Below are 18,760 nucleotides of genomic sequence, written 5' to 3' on the forward strand. Positions count from 1 at the left end.
GAGGCGAAGGTCGACAAAAGAGGCGGAACCCTTGGGGCACCGCCTCTTTTGCGTATGACAGATTACTGCGCGGTGAGTCCGCCGTCAGCGGCCAGCGTGGAACCGGTGATGTACGACGCCTCATCCGAGAGCAGGAAGGAAATGACCGACGCCATCTCGCCCGTTTCGGCACGGCGAGCCAGCGGCGTTTGCGCCAGCGCGGTGCTGGTCACTCCGTTGGTCTCGCGGGCCTTGCGGGCCAACTCGGTATCGACGACGCCGGGGCACAGGCAATTCGCTCGAATTCCCTTGTCTGCGTAACCGATAGCGACGGAACGTGTCAGTCCTACGACGCCACTCTTGGATGCGTCGTAGCTCGGGGTGTTCTTGTTCGCCGAGATCAACGACGCCACCGACCCGATGGTGACGATGCTGCCACCACCGGCGCGCTCTATGTGCGGAAGAGCAAACTTCAGTACCAGGAACGAACCGGTGAGGTTGACCCGGATAACCGAATCCCAGTCGTCGAACGCCATTTCGCCGGCAAGTGACGAGCGTGCAATGCCGGCACACGTCACAGCACCGTCGATACCGCCGAGATGCTGCGCAACCTGCTCCGTGGCTGCGGAGACCGATGCTTCGTCGCCCACGTCGCAGAGCACGCCGATCGCAACGCCACCGGCGGCAGTAATCTTGGTCGCAAGCGCCTGTGCCCCAGCTTCATCGGTGTCGAGGATGCCGATTGCTGCGCCCTCTTCCACCAAGCGCGCAATCGCCGCGGCACCGATGCCACCGACGCCGCCACTGACAACGATGCGTCGCCCCAGATGACGGTCCTTCGTAAACTTCTGCATCAGAGATCTCTTAACTGACCCGGAGGCCACAGTCGACGGGCAGGGATACGCCGGTGACAAATCGAGATTCGTCAGAGGCCAGGAACAGGACGGCATGGCTGATGTCTTCGGGCTCGACCCATGCGGTGTCGAGAGGGTTGCGGCCCCGAGCCCGCTCGCGCAGGTCCTCGATGGTCGGGTTTTCCTTGTCCGGGTTGAATACTCGCAGAGTGGAGTCGCTGAACAGCATCGCTGTTCCCACGTTGCCGGGATGGACGGTGTTGACCCGGATCTTGTGCGGCCCGAATTCGTTGGCCAGGGTCTTCATCAAACCCTCGACACCACTCTTGGATGCGTTGTAGTGCGCGACATTTGCCGAACCCTTGAACGTCACAGCTGAGGAGGTCAGGACGATCGAACCACCCTTGCCTGCCTTGATCATGTGCGGCGCAGTTGCCTTGACGGTACGCCAGACACCGGTCAGGTTGATGTCGATCATGTCCTGCCACTCGTCCGTGGACAGGTCGAGTGTCGGAATGCAACCACAGACGCCGGCGTTGGCGCTGACGATATCGATACCGCCGAATGCTTCGACCGCGTCGTTCGCAACCGCGTTCATGCCGTCCTGGTCCCGGACATCGACCTTGCGGATGAGGATTCGACGGCCGAGTTCCTTGACCAGTCGCTCGGTTTCACGCAGATCGTCTTCGGTTGCCATCGCGTATTCGAGCGAATCGATGTCTTCACATGCGTCAGTCGCGACGATGTCGGCACCTTCAGCAGCGAGGCGAAGCGCGTGCGAACGCCCCTGTCCGCGTGCCGCTCCGGTGATGAATGCAACTTTGCCTGATACTCGACCCATTACTGATCCTTTTCTTCTCTATTGATCGAAATTTCTCCAGGACGGTCGGTGAAGCGCGAGGAAAATCGGATCACCCTACCGGCCATGACCTTTCACACGATCTTCTAGCCGGCGAGATTCAACAACCGAGCCGGGTTGTCGCACGCCATGGTACGCAGGTCGTCTTCCGACACACCTTCATCCCAGAGCGCATTGATATAACTCTGCAGCCCTGCGCCAGGCTTCGGAAGATTGCAACTCCAGCCGTAATCGGTGGAAACAACCGCCCGGTCCGGCCCGATCAACTTGATCGCGTCGATCACGTTGCCGAAGGAAGACGGGGCACCCATGCAGGTGTGGGCGGTCAACTCGATGAATGCGCCGAGTTCGGCCAACTCCAGTGTCTCCGGAACACTCAATCGCGGTCCGGTGGTCTCGTGCATGGCGTGCGTGACCAACAGGTTTCCACGCGTACCGAACTCACGCGCGACGGCAAAATGCTCCGCCTTCGAGATGTGTCCGGTAGCAAGGACTCCACCATGTTCGATCACAAGGTCCATGATGGTTCGAACCTCGGGAAGTATCTGGCCGTCGTTGTCCACCACGCGCAACCCTTCGGTGACACCGAAGAATTTCTCCACCGTGACGGGTGCATCCTGCTGCGCCGATATCGTGGGAAGCCACACCACCTGAGCGCCGTTACGCAGTGCCACTTCGACAGCGTGTGAATTCAGGCCACCAACGGGATGATCGCAGCAGATACCGGCAATCGTGCGGACCCCGGGAACCGCCTTGTTGGCGAGGTAAGCGGCCGTCGTCGAAGGAAATTCGTGGGCTTTCAACACGATTGCCTTCATACCCAGGGTTTCCGCTTCAGCAGCAGCCTCGATCGGATCCACACTGTGCGGCACCTTGGCGAGCTTTTCCACGAGGGGCTCCGGACCGAAATGGCAATGCATGTCGATCGCGTCCTCGAGATGAATGGGAGACTGCCCCGAATCACGTTGCGTCATATGCTGTTACTCCGCTCTCTAGCGCGTCGACTCCTGTACACAAGCCGCGGCCTCATATCAATGCCAGACGATCGATCAGGACGGACGATTCGGGAGGAAGACCTCTTCGAAGAGCCTGTCGACAAACGGCCCGATGTCGATCTTGCCCGGCGCGTACCAGTCGGCAAATCCGTTGTAGTCGGACTCGTTGGTGTACCCGAGATCGGCAACGATCTTGGACCACTTGGCAGCCAGTTCCTCGGCATTCGCTGCGAACTGTGCACCGTCCTCGAAGGTGGAGTTCTTCGCCAGATCATTCACGATGGACTTGTTGGTTTCCTGCAACTTCGCGCGAAGCTCCGGGTCGAATGCCTGCACGGATCCGCCTGCAGCCCGAATTGCGTCGACTGCCTCAACAGTGATCGGCCAGATCTTGTCTTCGATGCTGCCCGAGATGAAGGTCTTCATACGATCCCAGAGCAACTGCCGCGCCACCAACGGCAGTTTGTTCCAGACTTCCTGGTTGATGACCATGTTTCCGGTCGGTACGGCCAAGCCTGCATCTGGGTCGATGACGACTTCATGTGCGGCCTCGATGAATCCACCCAGAATTCCCACGGCGGGGCTCGACATACTGCAGTCGACCACGCCACGCTGAAGTGCTTCGTACAGTTCGGTGTATGCCACCGAAGTGGCGTTGCCGCCGATCGCTTTCACCTGTTGCGTCCCGGCCGTATTACCAACGGAGATGTTGGCACCCTTGATTTCGGAAGACGTAGTTCGCGCCTCCGTGCAGAACAAGGCATTCACACCGGCGTTGTAGGCCGGAAACATCAGTTTCATGTCCCTGTCTGCGAATTCCGCCACGATCTCCGGCGTCTTGAAGGCAAGTTCAGGTGCCCATGCGTTGGACTGCAAGGCACCGGTCACGACCGACTGATCCGACAAGACACTTGTGTCGAGCAGCGCTGCCGTAGCGGGGTATTCCTTGGGCTCGTAGATGGCAACAACCTGACCGATGTCGAGACGTCCGTCCCGCACTGCGTCGTCGATCTGAGCGGCCTTCGCAATGGCATCCGAGTACGCGATGTCGAACTCGATCTTGCCGCCGGACCATTCCTCGACCGACTTCAGATAGTTCTCCAGGAAAGCACCGGCGGTTGAACCCGCGGCACCGGGTGACTGGGTGTGGAGAGTGATCCGATCGATGTCCGCAAAAGCAGCCTGGTACTCCTCCTTGGAGGCCCCGTATGCCAGGCCTTGGCCATTCCCGGAATTGCCACCGCCGGTCTCAGCACAACCGGTGAGAGCAATAGCCCCCGCAGCTGCCAGCGCACCAAAACGCAACAGCGCCTTCGGCTTGTCAGAGAACATCCTCACAGGGCTCCTTCTTCGCGGTCCGAATCGGACCTGTACTACCGAGGTTCTTTACAACTACAGCGTGGCCGCAGGCGCACACGGACAGCAAGGCGTGACGTGATGCGCCTCACTTACATGACAATCATGCGTCTAGATTGCCAGGAAGTCAAGAATTCATGCGAATAATTATTCTCCTTACCGAGTCTGGCTGATCGGCTCACGGCACGGCTAAGGGTGCCGAATCCATGAAGGACCCGACACCCGTCTCCGCAGCGAATTACGTTGGTGCGCTGTCTCTATTCGGCCGTGACTCCGCCGTCGACCAGAATTGCCTGACCCGTCACGTACGAAGCATCCGAGGAAGCCAGGAAGGCCACTACCGAGGCAATCTCCTCCGGCTCTCCGTAGCGTCCGAGCGGTACGGACAGCGGCTTCGACGGGTTCTTCACCTGACCTGAGGTGGGCACGAGCGCCGCGGTATTCGCCGTCAGATTGGTCTTGACCGCGCCCGGGCACACACTGTTCACGCGAATCCCCTTGGGCGCGTACTCCACAGCCAGCGTTTGCGTCAGCATCTTCACGCCGCCCTTCGACGCACGATAAGGCGCCAAACCACCCTGAGTGGCCACAAAGGACGACGTCGATCCGCACGTGACGATCGATCCACGGCCGGCCTGCACCATCGACGGCAGGCACGCCGTAATCGCAAAGAACGTGCCGTTGAGATTGATGTCGAGGACGTTCTGCCACTCCGCGATCGGATATTCGTGACTGTCGACGCGAGCACCGCTGACACCGGCAGCGGTGAAGACGATGCTGATGGCACCGAACTTCCCAACCACCTGATCCGCGATCGACTTCAAGGCATCACTGTCGCGCACGTCGGCCCCGAAAGCCATGGCAGTGCCACCCCGGGAAACGATGTCGGCAACCGTACGCTCGGCCGCATCCTGATGGACGTCGATCACGGCGACTCGCGCACCTTCCGCAGCGAGGCGTAGCGCCGAGGCGGCCCCGATCCCTGAACCTCCACCCGTTACAAATGCAATCTCACCGTCGAGCCTGCGCACCGTCGTCGTCATTGAAAAAACTCCCATTCGTCAATCTTCTCGACTCCACCCCGCCTGGGGCGTCGCCTGACTACATCCGTCGAATTCACCACCACGACAGCGTTTTAACCTGCACCACGATCAGGAAGGAAGGTCGCGATCTCCGGGAAGAAGATCAAGATCAGGATCACGATCACTGCCATGGGCAGGAACCAACCGGCGGCAACGAACACGTCTTTGAGGGAAATCGGCGTGCCGAGGTTGACCTTGGGGTCCTTGACCAGTGAGTGAACGATCATCGACAGGATTCCCACTGGCGGGCTGATAACGGCCAGTTCGCACATGAAGACGACAAACGCGCCGTACCAGAGCATGGAGATATCCAGGGCAGCCAACGTCGGAATCAGGATCGGCACGGTCAAAACCATCATTGCCAAAGAGTCCATGAAGGCGCCGAGGAAGAGGTACACCACCATCATCATCAGAAGGAACTGCACCCGGCCGAGGTTCATATCGGCGACGAGGTCGGCAAATCCGTTGCTGATGCCGGTCAAGGTCATCATGCGCGAGAGGATGGCAACACCCACCAGCAGCATGAAGATCGCGCCAACGGTAGCCACTGCGCCGAGGGAAGCCTCCGACACCGCGGCCCAGGCCCCGCCCTTGCGCTTCCAGATCAGCAAGACAACAAGTGATGCAAGTGCCGCAACGGCACCCGCTTCCGTCGCAGTGAAGAGACCGGAGAACATGCCGTACGTAATGATGACGACGATCAGCGGCACTGGCCAGATCTTCACCAAACTGTCGAAGCGTCCACGCCAACTTGTCTTGACGATCGACGAAGGATCAGCAGCACTGGGATCGACGCCCTTACCGAACTTGGCAAAGACCACGATCATGATCGTGAACATGACCATCACCAGTAGACCCGGTCCGATGCCTGCCATCAGTTGCTTGCCAACCGGCACCTCGGCGATGCCCGCGTACAGAACCATGAGAATGCTCGGGGGGATCAACTGTCCGGGCAGGCTGGCAACTAGAACCGCGCCGACCGCCAAGTGCTTGCTGTACCCGGCCTTCAACATCTCCGGAACGCCGATGCGTGCCAGTGCATACACCGTGCCGGTGGTGGATCCGCTGACTGCACCCAACCCGGCGCCGGCGAGGTTGGTTCCCGCAGCGAGTCCGCCGGGAAGCCAACCGAGCCACTGACGTCCGGCCCCGTAAAGACTTTCCGTCAACCCCGACTTCCACAGGAACAGGCCCATCAGGATGAACATCGGCAGCACGCTCAGTGTCCAGCTGGCGACCTCGTCATAGGGCACCGTGGCAAAGATCGTCTCGACCACTTTCGGACCGCGCATCGAATACATGGCTGCCATGGACGGCACGATCATGGCGACGGCAACGGGCAGACGCAAGAAGATCAGCATCACCATGCAGACGATGGCTGCAATGCCGATCGCTTCCGTCTTGAGTGGCAAGAAGATTGCGACGCTCGAAATGATTGTGGCGGCGACGAACAGACTGAACGTGATCCACGACCGGTAGGCGAGTTTCTTGTTCGGCCCGACAAACGATTCCGGCGTACGACCCGGCTCCCCGGATGGCGTCTTCACGTTCTCGACCTCGGAAACAGTGCTCATTACGCTTCTACCTCGGAATCAGGGGTGTGGGGCGGCTTCGCTTCGCGCAATCGCTCGTCGTCCGCGACCTTTGCCGCAATCAATTCCTCAACTGTGTTCGGATGCATGACCGCTCGGTAGGCAACGTATCCGAATTGCACTGTGAGACTGGCAAAGACCAACGGAACCAGGAATGCGACAGGCCACGAGATCAAGGTGCTGACACCTGCGGTGTCGCCGATCTTGGCCGAGTGCAGCGCTTCTTCCCATCCGTACCAAGCAAATCCGGCCATCACCACAGCCGTGACGACGTAACCGAATCCCAGAACCCATCGCCGCGTCACGTCCGGCAACTTGTCGAAGATCAAGTCTGCGACGATGTGTTCGTTGCGAGCCTGCGCTGCCACGAACCCGAGCAACGCGATAATCGGGACGTACCAGTACTGGGTCAACTCCAGTGTGTGATTGATCGGGTTGCCACCGAGCGAACGCAACAACGCATTGGCGGCGATGTGCACCATCATCACGAACGTGGCAATGACGGCTGGCACCTCGATCAGCAAGAGAAGGCGACTTTCACGCCCCGCGCTCGATGCGCTCATGATCCATACTCCAAACTGCCTGTCGGCGGTGATGACACCGGCCAACTTATAAGCTCTTCGTGATTCGAGTCACGACCAATGAGTAATCATTCGCCTAGATTGCCTCAGAGTCAAGAACTATGCGGATCATTTTCATAAAAGGTAATCATCATTTGGGATCAACCCGAAAACTGAAGACCAAGAAGCCCACTCAGTGTCGAAAAACGCCGTCGACACGTCTAGCGGCCGTTCACCCCACCGGGGTCCAACAGCCGCTAGACGAACACGAAAAATACTGTGTCAGATCAGATTCCAACCAAGTCGGCCAATTCGGCACGATGATGATTGCTGTTGCCGAAGATCGGTTCGACTGCCTTGGCTCGCCGGAAGAACAGGTGCGGATCCGCTTCCCAGGTAAAGCCGATACCACCATGAACCTGGATATTCGTACTCGCACACAATGTCAGGCACTCGGAGGCCTGTCCCTTTGCCATGATCGCCGCCTGGACGAACTCGTCACTGCCGTGCTCAGCACACATCGACGCGTACATGACCGTGGCCTGAGCCGCGTCAACCGAGATCGCCATGTCCGCACATTTGTGCTTGATCGCCTGGAACGAACCGATGACGCGATTGAACTGGACGCGCTGCTTTGCATACTCGACTGCCATGTTCAGCGCTGCTTCCGCAGCACCGAGCGCTTCGTTGGCGAGGAGCGTGCGCACGATACCGACCACCCGCCCGAGCGATGTGACGTCCGATCCGAGCAGCTGCGCCGGGGCATCGCTCAGTTCGACGGTTGCGACCGGGCGAGTGAGATCAAGCGAGTCCCGTTTCGTCACAGTCACACCGGCTGAATTCGCCTCCACCACATACAGCGCCACCGCACTACCGTCCGGGGTCACTGCCGGAACCACCAGGAGATCTGCGACGTGGCCGAACGCGACGTAGTCGAGTCGCCCTGTCAGCTTCGGTTCGTCTCCCGTTGCACGCACCGGCGACCCGTCCACTTCAGTGTCCTTGGCGCCGACAAGGGCAAGTGAACCGATAACGCTGCCGTCCAACAGCTTCGGCAGAAGTTCCTGTTTCTGGGCGTCATTTCCCAGTCGCAGGATCGCCTCGATCGCGCCGGTCGTCGTAATCATCGGAACCGGGGTCAGAGCGCGCCCCAATTCCTGTGCCACGATCGCGGTTTCAAGGAAACTGAAGCCGCCACCGCCGAACTGCTCGGCGATATGCAGGCCAGGCACACCCATGTTGGAGGCCAACAACTGCCAGGTTTCGACGTCGTAATCGCCGTCGGTGGCGATATCGCGGACCTTGTCCATAGGTGCACGTTCGGAAAGGAGTCGGCGCAGCGAAGCGCGGAACTCTTCCTGATCCTCGTCGAATGCGAAGTACACGATTGCTCTTCCGTTCTGCCGCACGAGCGGCGAAAGCGTTTGCGATCAGGCGCTCTTGCGTCGCCCGATGTCCTGGAATGGACCACCGTCGAGGCGGGGCTCCTTGGGTAGTCCGAGTAGCTGTTCACCGATGATGTTGCGCTGCACCTGTGAACTGCCGCCGTAAATCGTTGCGGCCCTTGCATACAGAGCGATATCGGTCCAGCAGTTCGACGAGTTCTCGGTGCCAGGTTGTGGGGTGACCAGAATGCCGCCGTTGCCCTGACCCGTCGGCGCCAGTGCTTCCAGTCCGAGGATCTCCATCCCCAGTTCGGTGTACCGCTGGAAGAACTCGCTCCAGATCACCTTGCTGAAAGATCCGTCGACGCCGGGGACACCGCCGCTGAGCAGCTTCGTCAACGCCCGATATCCGCGGAACCTCATCGTCTGCACGCGAGACCAGCACCACGCCAGCTCGCTGCGAATGTGCGGGTCGTCGGAAAGTCCACGCTCACGGGCCAATTCGATCATTCGCTCGACCTCGCGCCCGAATCGAACGGCGTCGGTGGTTGCCCGCACTCCCCGCTCGAATCCAAGCAGCATGTTGGCAGTGGTCCACCCACCGTTGACTTCGCCGAGCACGTTGGCCTTCGCGGTCCGCGCGTCGGTGAAGAACACCTCGTTGAAGGCAACGTAGCCGGCGGCATTGACGATGGGCCGGACCTCGACTCCCGGCTGATCCATCGGCACCAGCAGGAAGGACAGACCCCGATGCTTGACGGCAGTCGGGTCTGTCCGAACGATCGCAAAAATCCAGTTGGCGTGGCTGCCGGCCGACGTCCACGTCTTCTGGCCGTTGATGACCCATTCGTCGCCGTCGAGCACTGCCCGAGTTCGCATGCCTGCCAGGTCGGAGCCGGCTTCCGGCTCCGAATAACCCTGGCACCAGACGTGCTCACCGGAGAGCATGCGCGGAAGGAAGTAGTCCTTCTGCTCGTCCGTGCCCAGCACTGTGATCGTATTTCCGAGCAGCTTCAAGCCGAGGGAGTCGTTCTCGGTGCCTTCCGGCACTCCGAGTCGCATCAATTCCTCGTTGAGGACAACCTGCTCGAGATCGGACAGGCCGCCGCCGCCGAATTCCTTCGGCCACGAGACGGCAAGCAAGTTGTTTTGCGAGAGTACTTTTCGCCACACCTTCAAGAACTCGACCTGCTCGCCGTCCGGTAGCGAGCCGATGCCACGCCAGTCTTCCGGAAGGTTCGATTCGAGCAGAGCCCGGATCGCCGAGCGGTACTGCTCGGCCTCCGCCGGGTATGTGATGTCCATAGGTCAGGATTCCTTTACCGCGACCGTGGGCAGCTTGCACACAGTTGCCATGAATGAGTCGACCTCACCGGCGCTGTAGCCCAGCTCGGCAAGGATCTCCGCTGAGTGCTGACCGAGCTGCGGGCTTCCACCCTTGAACCGGCCAGGCGTATCGGACAGATGGATCACCATGCCGACTTCGCGCGACCAGCCGTACTCGGGGTGGTGATGCTCGACGACACGCGAGGAGTCGAGCGCCCATTCCTCCCACAGCAATTCAGGCATGATCGGGTAGTCGAGTGGGATCTCCGCAGGCACCTTGTTGTCGTCGAGCAACTTGAATGCGCCGGCGCTGTCGAGTGCAGCAAATGCGGTGCCCAAGATGTCCGCGAGCGCATCAGCATTCTCGACGCGGGCCGCTTTGGTGGCAAAACGCTCGTCTGTCACGAGGTCTACCGCATTGAGTGCAACCGCCAGACGACCGAATGCCGCGTCGCCGAAGACAGCGATGCAGATCCACCCGTCCGACGTCTTGTACAGGCGGTAGAGCGGGGACCAGCCGTTCTGCTCGGAATCGAGTTCGTGTGCCGGGATCGCATGGCCGTCGAGATCGGCCGAGTGTTCGCTGATCACAAACAGACTGGAATGCAACTGCGGACTCTCCACGTACTGTGCTTCACCGGTGTTGAGGCGGTGGTGCAGTCCGAGCAGAACCGTGACGGCTCCGAGGAAACCGTTGTAGAGATCCTCGTTACCGATGACCCGACGAATCGGCGGATTGCCTTTGCCGGAGCCCTCGAAGTTGAGTCCGACCAGTCCGGAGACCAACGGCGCGAAGGACTTCAGCGACGACTTCGGACCAGCCGAGCCGAATCCGGGCAGGTATGCGTACAGAAGGTTCGGATTGATTGTCTTGAGCTGTTCGTATCCGAGACCGATCTTCTCGGCTTTACCCGGACGGTAGTTCTGCAGCACGACGTCGGCTTCGGCGACCAACCGGTGGGCAATTTCCTGGCCCTCCTTGGTGCGCATGTCCAAGGCGATATTGCGCTTTCCACGGTTTGCACCTTCGAAAAGGTCGCCGAGCGGACGCATCTGATCACCGACGAGCGGCTCGATCTTGATGACATCTGCGCCCAGATCAGAGAGCAGACGCGCCCCGAAGCCGGTGGCAAAGTAGGAGCTGAAGTCGAGAATCTTGACGCCCTGAAGCGGCGCCGTCACAGCGGAGCCTTCAGTAGGCGCGGGTGCCCAGATCGGCGAGCGCTCGATTTCGTCGATGCGGGTGTCGTGCGCACCGGGACGCGGCGCAGCAGTCGGCACAGCTGGCTTCGACTTCTCGAAACGAATGACCGGTCCGATCTGCCGGATCGTTCCGTGGTCATCGTCTGGCAGGTCGATCGCGATTTCGGCGAACTTCACCTGGTCGTCTTCGAAGGTCTCTTCCGGATGCAAGAGCGGCAGCGCTGCAATGTCGGCGGCATGGAACATCTCGAGCCACTCGTCGCGGTTACGCGACTTGAATGCCTCGGGAACCTTGTTGCGCGCGATGTCGAGTTCGATGTCGTTGAGCGGCACCGACATCTCGGGACCGTCGATGGTCTGCGTCTGGTCACCGAAACCGAGGAGGTCCATCATGCGCTTGTACGACCCGGGACCGCCGGTGTGCGGGGTCAGCCATTTACCGTCGGCGCATTGGAAGGGATCGGTGATCAGGCGCTTGTTACCGAATCCGGTCTGCGTACCACTGCGCGCCAGGTACGAAATGTCCTTCTCGTTCCACCACCAATTCATCGACGAGATAGCCAGCATTCCGTCGAGCAGGGAGGTGTCGACCTTCTGGCCGGTGCCGTTGAGCTTTCGGGCACGCAGCGCCGAGAGAATACCGATCGTGGTGATGAAAGCGGTGCCGTACGACACCGTCGGGTGGCCCATGAAGATCGGACCGGATCGGTGGCCACCCTGCTCTGCCATCTGACCCAAACGCGCATTGAGGAGCGCTTCGTAGCCGGGGCGTGCGGCGAGCGGTCCTTCGTTGCCGTAACCGGTAACCGAGGCGTAGACCAATTCGGGATGACGAGCGTGAACTGCCTCGTAGTCGAGCCCGAAGTCCTTCGCACGTCCCGTACCGAACGACTCGATGAAAACATCTGCAGTGGAGAGCAACTGCTCGGCGATGCGGCGTCCCTCATCAGTACGCAGATCGGCCTGAACGCTCCACTTTCCACGATCGAGTGACTTACGCATCGCAGAATGAGCGTCGTGGCCACCGCCGGGACGCTCCAGTTTGATGACCCGCGCTCCGTAGTCGGCGAGCATCATGCTGGAGATAGCAGACGGCATACCCCAGCTCGCATCAACGACAACAAGTCCGTCAAGTGGACCGACCATTGCACCGTCTCCTTATCTCATGCGCGATACGCGCAGCATTTACCTGCCGGCCGGCGACCGGCCAAATGTTGTTATTTTCGAGCGAAACCGATTGAGAGCCTTATCGGTTCAGTCGGACGATGGAAGCGGCTTAGCCGTCACGAGCTCCATTGGAACTCCGTGGCAGGTGAACTGCCCGTCACCCTTCTTGACGCAGATGATCTGCGTCTCGCACGTTGCGCATGTGTAGCGCTTACCAACCTCGTTCATGTACATGCCCCTTCTTGCTGACGCATTACGGCAGACCGGAATGCTGTGATTGGCGGTTTGCTATGCGCCGAAAGTGATTTCGACCGGCTGAGCGCAGCAGCTCAGCGCCGAGCCGCCGGCCTTCGTCACGATCGCCTCGGACCCGCAGACATTGCAGCGCAGTCGGTTGCCGTTACCGGCCTTCGTTCCCTCGGAATCAGAACTCATCTCGCACTCCTTGTCGTAACACCCGCGGACTCAACCCGAACCCACTGTAACCTATTTCACTATAATCATGATCATAGACTTTCGGCAACCGTAAATATCGCAAGCGGAAGATGCGCGCTGCATACAGGGGGCACATCCGCATTCTCGACACTATTCATGATTATCATTATTTGGATTAGAGTCGATACTAGGGCTCCGAGCTGACCGAGACAAGACCACCGAAGAATGAGAAGCAACCAATGACCGAATCCGAAGCTGCCGGCCACGTCGCCGGCAAGCCGATCCCCCGAGCCGATGAGAACTCAGCCGGATACTGGGCTGCTGCGCGTGAACATCGCCTCGCAATCCAGCACTGCCCGGCATGTGAACTGCTGATTCACACGCCTGTCGGAACCTGCCCGGGATGCGACAACACAGACCTGCGCTATCAGAATGTTTCCGGGCGCGGAACGCTGTACTCCTTCGCCGTCATTCACGACGCCCCGGCTCCGGCATTCGCGAACATGCTGCCGTACATCGTCGGCGTGATCGAGCTCGAAGAACAAGACCGACTGTTCATGATCGCCAATATTCTCGATACGCCAATCGACTCCGTGAAAATCGGGATGCCGATGGAAGTGACATTCGAGAACCTCACCCCGGATTGCGAACTGCCACAGTTCCGTCCGGCACACGTCGACGCGATCGGAGTCTGACCGATGTGGGAGCTACGCGACAAGGTCGCCATCGCCGGAATCGGATACACCGAGCTCACCCGCCGGTCCCCTCGCACACTGGCATCGTTGACTCTCGAAGCGGTCGACACTGCCATCGCCGACGCCGGACTGACTCGTAAGGACATCGACGGACTGGCAACCACGCCGACGATGCCCGTCTACGGCGGCGACAAGGGCACTGTCGACGGCATTGACGTCGTAACGCCAGGATTCCTCGGCCAGGCACTGCATATCCAGGACCAGTTGACGTGGATGGGCAATACCACCCCGATGGTCACGCATGCCGCTATCGACGCTGTCAACGCCCTGGCAGCAGGTGCGTGCTCGCACGTCATTCTCTATCGAGCACTCCACATGCCGGTCGGCCGCTACTCGAATTTCACCAGCGCATACGCGTCCGGGCGCGATCAGTATTTTGCGCCATACGGATTCTCGATGCCGGCGGCTTGGGCATCAACCGTATTTCGCCGTTTCCTCGATCTGCGGGGCGGGTCACGGGAGAGTCTGGCGAACTTCGCGGTGGACAATCGTGCCAACGCGCACAAGAACCCCCACGCGTTCTTCCGCGACAAGACACTGACACACGAGCAGTACCTGTCCTCTCGCATGATCGCCGATCCGATCACGATGCTGGACTGCGACATTCCGGTTGACGGAGCGGTCGCGATGGTTCTCACCCGCGCAGACCGGGCCCGAGATCTGAAGAATCCACCGGCCCTGGTGAGTGGCTACGCTGCCGGCACGCACGTTGGCGCTACCGGCGTGCCGATGAACCTGGAAGATATCCTCGCCGGGTGCGCACAGACCGGTGAACGGCTCTGGGCATCAACAGGGTTGACAGCTACCGACATCGATGTGGCACAGCTCTACGACGGTTTCAGCGTCTTCACCCATACGTGGCTCGAGGGTCTGGGGCTGGTTCCTTCCGGCGAGGCTCTTCGCTTCATCGACGACGGAAACGCCCGCCTTGACGGCACTCTGCCGGTGAACACCGGCGGCGGCTGCCTCGCCGAAGGGCGACTGCACGGCATGACACAGCTGACAGAGGCGGCATATCAGGTCACCGACCGCGGCGGCGAGCGACAGGTGCCGGGGGCCTCGCGCTCGATCGTGACGGTCTCGAACGGCCTTGCCGGCTCCACCGCATTTGTCATCAGTCGAGAAAGCTGAACAAAGAACTCGGGAGGTGTTCTCCGGCAATAACTGTCGGAGAACACCTCCCGGGGCTATTCAGACTAAGCGTCGTACGCGCTGTCCGTCAGATCGAACTTCGCGCGAGCCTTCTCCTCGAGCGCCGGGATGTGATAGCTCGGGAACAGACCCTCCGCCGGCTCGACCCCACGCAGCAACTGCCGCGCCACGGCGATCTTGTGAATCTCGGTAGCGCCGTCGGCCAGCCCCATGTGGTAGCTCTCGATCAGCCACTTGCCCAACGGAAGTTCCTTGGAGACGCCAAGCGAACCGTGCAGCTGGACGGCACGCGAGGTGACGTCGAGAAGCACCTTCGGCATCGCAGCCTTGACCGCGGCGATGTCCTTGATCACCTTGCGGTAGTCGTTCTCCTGATCGATCTTCCACGCCGTACGCAGCACGAACAAACGGAACTGCTCGATCTGGATCCAGGAGTCCGCAATCATTTCCTGGACCAACTGCTTGTCACCCAGACGACTACCGCGCGTGGTCCGAGAGACCGCGCGTTCGAGCATCATGTCGAGTGAGGCCTTCACCAGTCCGACGGTGCGCATCGCGTGGTGGATGCGGCCACCGCCGAGTCGCGTCTGCGCTACCTCGAAGCCCTGGCCAACCCCACCGAGGATGTGGTCCTTGGGAATTCGCACATTCTCCCAGCGGGTGTACGCGTGCGTGCCGACCTCGTAGTCGTGACCCCAGACGCCGGTGTTGCGGACGATCGAGAGTCCGGGGGTTTCAGCCGGAACGATGAACTGCGACAGTCGCCGGTGGGGTTCCGCTTCCGGGTCCGTCACCGCCATGACGATGTAGAACGATGCAAATCGTGCGTTGGATCCGAACCACTTCTCTCCGTTGATGACCCACTCGTCACCGTCAAGAACTGCGGTGGTCTCGAACTCCACCGGGTTCGAGCCGCCCTGCGGCTCCGTCATCGCGTAGCAGGACACGATCTCGTTGGAGACAAGCGGCTCGAGATAGCGCTTCTTGATTTCCGGAGTGCCGTAGTGCGCCAGGATCTCGGTGTTACCCGAATCCGGTGCCTGACAACCGAAGACCACGGGACCACTGTGCGTGCGACCGATGATCTCGTTGAGCAAACCGAGCTTGAGCTGCCCGTAGCCCTGCCCACCGAGCTCCGCACCGAGATGCGTCGCCCACAAGCCCTTTTCGCGAACCTTCTGCTGCAGCGGCTTGATCAGCTTGTTACGCAGCGGATCCGACATGTCCCAGGCGTGCGTGATGACCCTGTCGACCGGCTCTACTTCTTCGCGAACGAACTCTTCGGCCCAATCCAGAACCTTCTGGTATTCCGGGTCGGTTTCAAAACCCCAAGACATCGCTATTCCTTTCGTGGAAGTGTGTGGTTTCGGCGCCGACGCACCGTGAACCTGGTGCTTCGAACTAAGCCTTGGCGATACGCCCGCCGTCCACCGGCAGCAATGCGCCGGTGGTGTAACTCGACGCGTCGCCGGCCAGGTACAGCGCAGCACCGACAATTTCGTCAGGATTTCCGGGGCGGCGCAACGGGTATGCCTGCATGCGCTCAGCCACCTGGTCCATGTCCCACGCCTTGCTGATGTCCGTCAGGAACGGGCCCGCCATGATCGCGTTGACACGAACCTTCGGCCCGTAGGCTTGTGCAAATCCCTTGGTGAGAATGTTCAACCCACTCTTCGCTGCAGCGTAGGGCAGGTCACCTGGAGTGGGGCGCTCAGCGGCAATACTGCTGATGTTGATGATCGAGCCGCCATCACCTTCGGCCATCCGCTTTCCGACCAGCGCGGTCAATCGGAACGGCCCCTTGAGGTTCACGGCCATCACCTTGTCGTACAGATCTTCCGAGATCTCGTCGAGGCTCGAGTACAGCGGCGACATGCCGGCATTGTTGACGAGGATGTCGACCTTGCCGAATTCTTCGTACGCGCGCTCCACCAATCCGTCCTGCGCCGCCCAGTCACCCATATGGCACGAAAAAGCGACCGCACGGCGACCGGTGGTCTCACGAACCTGCGTCGCCAATTCCTCACAGCTGTCGAGCTTTCGGCTGACGATCATCACGTCTGCCCCGGCTGCGGCAAAACCCAGGACCATTTCGCGTCCCAGTCCACGGCTTCCACCGGTCACCACGGCAACTTTGCCCTCGAGCTGAAGGTCCGACATGTCAGGGTCCTCTCCTTGGCAAGATCCATCTTGCACTGTGATTACTGCAGTTGTCTTTGGTTGGATTGCTATGGCGTCAGCGCAGTGGAACGACGGTCTTACCGGTTCCGGCGCCGTCGAGCATTCCCATGAAGCCGGCCCACGCACCGGCGATACCGCCCGGCACTGCGGTCTCCACCGGCCGAACGGCACCGGATCTGAGCCAGTCGCGCATCTCTTCCTCGAATTCAGGCCGCGCATCAAGATGATCTCGCAGCAAGAATCCTTCCATCCGCGCACGACGCCATACAAGCTTGATCAGATTACTGGGGCCGGGCTGCGGAGTCGCCGAATTGTAAATGCTGATCATCCCGCACAATGTCACGCGTGCATGATCGTTGAGCACCCGAATCGCTGCTTCGAGGTGATCCCCACCCACGTTGTCGAAGTAGACGTCCAATCCAGGCGCACCCAGATCGGCCAGTGCACCGCGCAAGAGACCACTGACGGACCCGCTGCGGTAGTCGAACACGGCGTCGGCGCCGAGTTCGCGAACCAGCGCTGCCTTGTCTGCAGATCCGGCACTACCGATCACTGTGCAGCCCAAAGCTTTTGCGATCTGCACGACCGTCGATCCGACAGCTCCCGCCGCAGAGGAAACGAAGACGACATCACCGGACTTCAACTGAGCGATCCGCCGTGCACCCACCCAAGCCGTCATGCCCGGAATCCCGAGCGGCCCGAGATGGTGGGAGGAAATCCCGCTGCCGGCATCGACAACAGTGCACTCGCCTTCCGGCACCAGCGACTGTTCTCTCCAACCGTAGTCGTGAACCACCATCGCTCCGACCGCAATCGCATCCGAGGACGACGCGGTTACCCGCCCAACGGTGGGAGCCCGCATTGCCTCACCAAGAGCGTACGGTTCCGCGTACGTCGATCGCTGCGCCATTCGGCCTCGCATGTACGGCTCCACCGACATGACGTCGTTCTCGACTCGAACGAAACCAGGACCCGGCTCGCCGACCTCCGCTGAAACCAGCTCGACGTCAGTGTCGTTCGGCTGACCGTGCAGGTATCGCACCAGTCGCCATTCCCGACTGAGCACAGGTCCGGCCGCGGTCACCGCGGCGCCATCCGAATGCCTCCATCCAACCGAATGACTTCACCGTTGAGCATCGGATTCGACACGATATGCGCGGCGAGCGAACCGAACTCGTCAGGTGCGCCCAACCGACTCGGGTGTGGCACCTGCGCGCCCAACGATGCTTTTGCCTCGTCGCTCAAACCGGCGAGCAACGGCGTGTCGAACAGACCAGGAGCGATGGAGACGACGCGAATTGCGTGCGACGCCAGATCGCGCGCCAATGGGAGAGTCATGCCTGCGACGGCGGCCTTGGACGCCGAGTAGGCTGCCTGACCGATCTGACCGTCGAATGCGGCGACCGATGCAGTATTGATGATGACCCCGCGCTCTTCGCCCTCGACATCGTTGCGCACCATACGTTCTGCTGCCAGGCGTGTCACATTGAACGTTCCGAACAGGTTGATCGAGACGACGCGGGTGAAGACGTCCATCGGGAAAACACCCTGACGTCCGACAACTCGCAACGAACGACCGGTGCCTGCGCAGTTGACCGCCACCCGAAGCTCACCGAAGGAATCCGCGATATCGAGAGCGGCCGCGACGGCAACCTCGTCGGTGACGTCGGCAGCCGCGAATCGAGCGCGCTCACCCAGTTCCTCAGCGACCGCCGCACCATTCGAGGTCGGCAGGTCGAGCAGGACAACCTTGGCACCCTGATCCAGCAGTGCTCGTGCTGTGGCGAGCCCCAAACCCGAGGCGCCGCCCGTGACGAGAGCGACCTTGTCATTGACCTTCATGATGTGAATTCCTCACCGTTGCAAATTGTGTAGACGA

17 protein-coding genes are annotated in these 18,760 nt (G+C 60.5%); 2 read left to right on the top strand and 15 right to left on the bottom strand.

The genetic code is table 11. From position 1 onward, the window contains the following. Nucleotides 1-62: 62 nt before the first annotated feature. The 11 genes from CJ178_RS17130 to CJ178_RS17180 form a co-directional block, all read right to left on the bottom strand. Entirely contained in the window at nucleotides 63-833 is a 771-nt protein-coding gene (locus tag CJ178_RS17130) for an SDR family NAD(P)-dependent oxidoreductase (RefSeq protein ID WP_033233344.1), read from the bottom strand. Nucleotides 834-843: 10 nt separating this feature from the next. Further along, nucleotides 844-1,674: a mycofactocin-coupled SDR family oxidoreductase gene (locus CJ178_RS17135; RefSeq protein ID WP_033233346.1), complete on the bottom strand. Its 831-nt coding sequence runs from the start codon at nucleotides 1,672-1,674 to the stop codon at nucleotides 844-846. A 104-nt stretch (nucleotides 1,675-1,778) separates the two neighbouring features. Continuing rightward, nucleotides 1,779-2,666, bottom strand: a complete 888-nt coding sequence (locus CJ178_RS17140; RefSeq protein ID WP_095887184.1) for a DUF6282 family protein — start codon at nucleotides 2,664-2,666, stop codon at nucleotides 1,779-1,781. A 75-nt stretch (nucleotides 2,667-2,741) separates the two neighbouring features. Then, nucleotides 2,742-4,019, bottom strand: coding sequence for a TRAP transporter substrate-binding protein DctP (gene dctP, locus CJ178_RS17145; protein WP_051730397.1), 1,278 nt, complete (start codon nucleotides 4,017-4,019; stop codon nucleotides 2,742-2,744). A 281-nt stretch (nucleotides 4,020-4,300) separates the two neighbouring features. After that, nucleotides 4,301-5,086 (bottom strand): SDR family NAD(P)-dependent oxidoreductase, encoded by a 786-nt coding sequence (locus tag CJ178_RS17150; protein ID WP_179300767.1) that lies wholly within the window; start codon nucleotides 5,084-5,086, stop codon nucleotides 4,301-4,303. Between the two features lie 92 nt (nucleotides 5,087-5,178). After that, entirely contained in the window at nucleotides 5,179-6,699 is a 1,521-nt protein-coding gene (locus CJ178_RS17155; protein WP_095887186.1) for a TRAP transporter large permease, read from the bottom strand. Continuing rightward, nucleotides 6,699-7,280, bottom strand: a complete 582-nt coding sequence (locus CJ178_RS17160; RefSeq protein ID WP_095888020.1) for a TRAP transporter small permease — start codon at nucleotides 7,278-7,280, stop codon at nucleotides 6,699-6,701. The genes CJ178_RS17155 and CJ178_RS17160 overlap by 1 nt, the downstream gene beginning before the upstream one ends. Nucleotides 7,281-7,564: 284 nt before the next feature. Beyond that, nucleotides 7,565-8,662, bottom strand: coding sequence for an acyl-CoA dehydrogenase family protein (locus CJ178_RS17165; protein WP_033233357.1), 1,098 nt, complete (start codon nucleotides 8,660-8,662; stop codon nucleotides 7,565-7,567). 45 nt (nucleotides 8,663-8,707) lie between these two features. Continuing rightward, complete coding sequence (locus CJ178_RS17170) at nucleotides 8,708-9,967, bottom strand: acyl-CoA dehydrogenase family protein (RefSeq protein WP_033233359.1); 1,260 nt, start codon at nucleotides 9,965-9,967, stop codon at nucleotides 8,708-8,710. A gap of 3 nt (nucleotides 9,968-9,970) precedes the next feature. Beyond that, on the bottom strand, nucleotides 9,971-12,337 hold the full coding sequence (locus tag CJ178_RS17175; RefSeq protein WP_095887187.1) for a CaiB/BaiF CoA transferase family protein: 2,367 nt from the start codon (nucleotides 12,335-12,337) through the stop codon (nucleotides 9,971-9,973). A 309-nt stretch (nucleotides 12,338-12,646) separates the two neighbouring features. After that, nucleotides 12,647-12,793, bottom strand: a complete 147-nt coding sequence (locus CJ178_RS17180; protein WP_080711669.1) for a hypothetical protein — start codon at nucleotides 12,791-12,793, stop codon at nucleotides 12,647-12,649. 239 nt (nucleotides 12,794-13,032) lie between these two features. Here CJ178_RS17180 and CJ178_RS17185 point away from each other — a divergent pair, with 239 nt between their 5' ends. Continuing rightward, nucleotides 13,033-13,488 carry a Zn-ribbon domain-containing OB-fold protein gene (locus CJ178_RS17185; RefSeq protein ID WP_095887188.1) on the top strand — a complete coding sequence of 152 codons (456 nt, stop codon included), beginning with the start codon at nucleotides 13,033-13,035 and terminating at the stop codon, nucleotides 13,486-13,488. A 3-nt stretch (nucleotides 13,489-13,491) separates the two neighbouring features. Further along, nucleotides 13,492-14,679: a thiolase C-terminal domain-containing protein gene (locus CJ178_RS17190; protein WP_033233361.1), complete on the top strand. Its 1,188-nt coding sequence runs from the start codon at nucleotides 13,492-13,494 to the stop codon at nucleotides 14,677-14,679. A gap of 65 nt (nucleotides 14,680-14,744) precedes the next feature. Here the strand turns inward: CJ178_RS17190 and CJ178_RS17195 are convergent, their stop codons facing one another. The 4 genes from CJ178_RS17195 to CJ178_RS17210 form a co-directional block, all read right to left on the bottom strand. Then, on the bottom strand, nucleotides 14,745-16,037 hold the full coding sequence (locus CJ178_RS17195) for an acyl-CoA dehydrogenase family protein (protein WP_033233366.1): 1,293 nt from the start codon (nucleotides 16,035-16,037) through the stop codon (nucleotides 14,745-14,747). Between the two features lie 64 nt (nucleotides 16,038-16,101). Then, nucleotides 16,102-16,860, bottom strand: coding sequence for an SDR family NAD(P)-dependent oxidoreductase (locus CJ178_RS17200; protein ID WP_033233369.1), 759 nt, complete (start codon nucleotides 16,858-16,860; stop codon nucleotides 16,102-16,104). A 76-nt stretch (nucleotides 16,861-16,936) separates the two neighbouring features. Beyond that, complete coding sequence (locus tag CJ178_RS17205; RefSeq protein ID WP_033233371.1) at nucleotides 16,937-17,965, bottom strand: NADP-dependent oxidoreductase; 1,029 nt, start codon at nucleotides 17,963-17,965, stop codon at nucleotides 16,937-16,939. Further along, complete coding sequence (locus tag CJ178_RS17210; RefSeq protein ID WP_033233373.1) at nucleotides 17,962-18,723, bottom strand: 3-hydroxyacyl-CoA dehydrogenase; 762 nt, start codon at nucleotides 18,721-18,723, stop codon at nucleotides 17,962-17,964. Before CJ178_RS17210 ends, CJ178_RS17205 begins: the two co-directional genes overlap by 4 nt. Nucleotides 18,724-18,760 lie beyond the last annotated feature (37 nt).

The sequence above is a fragment of the Rhodococcus sp. ACPA4 genome (genome assembly GCF_002300185.1).
GTDB lineage: Bacteria > Actinomycetota > Actinomycetes > Mycobacteriales > Mycobacteriaceae > Rhodococcus_F > Rhodococcus_F globerula.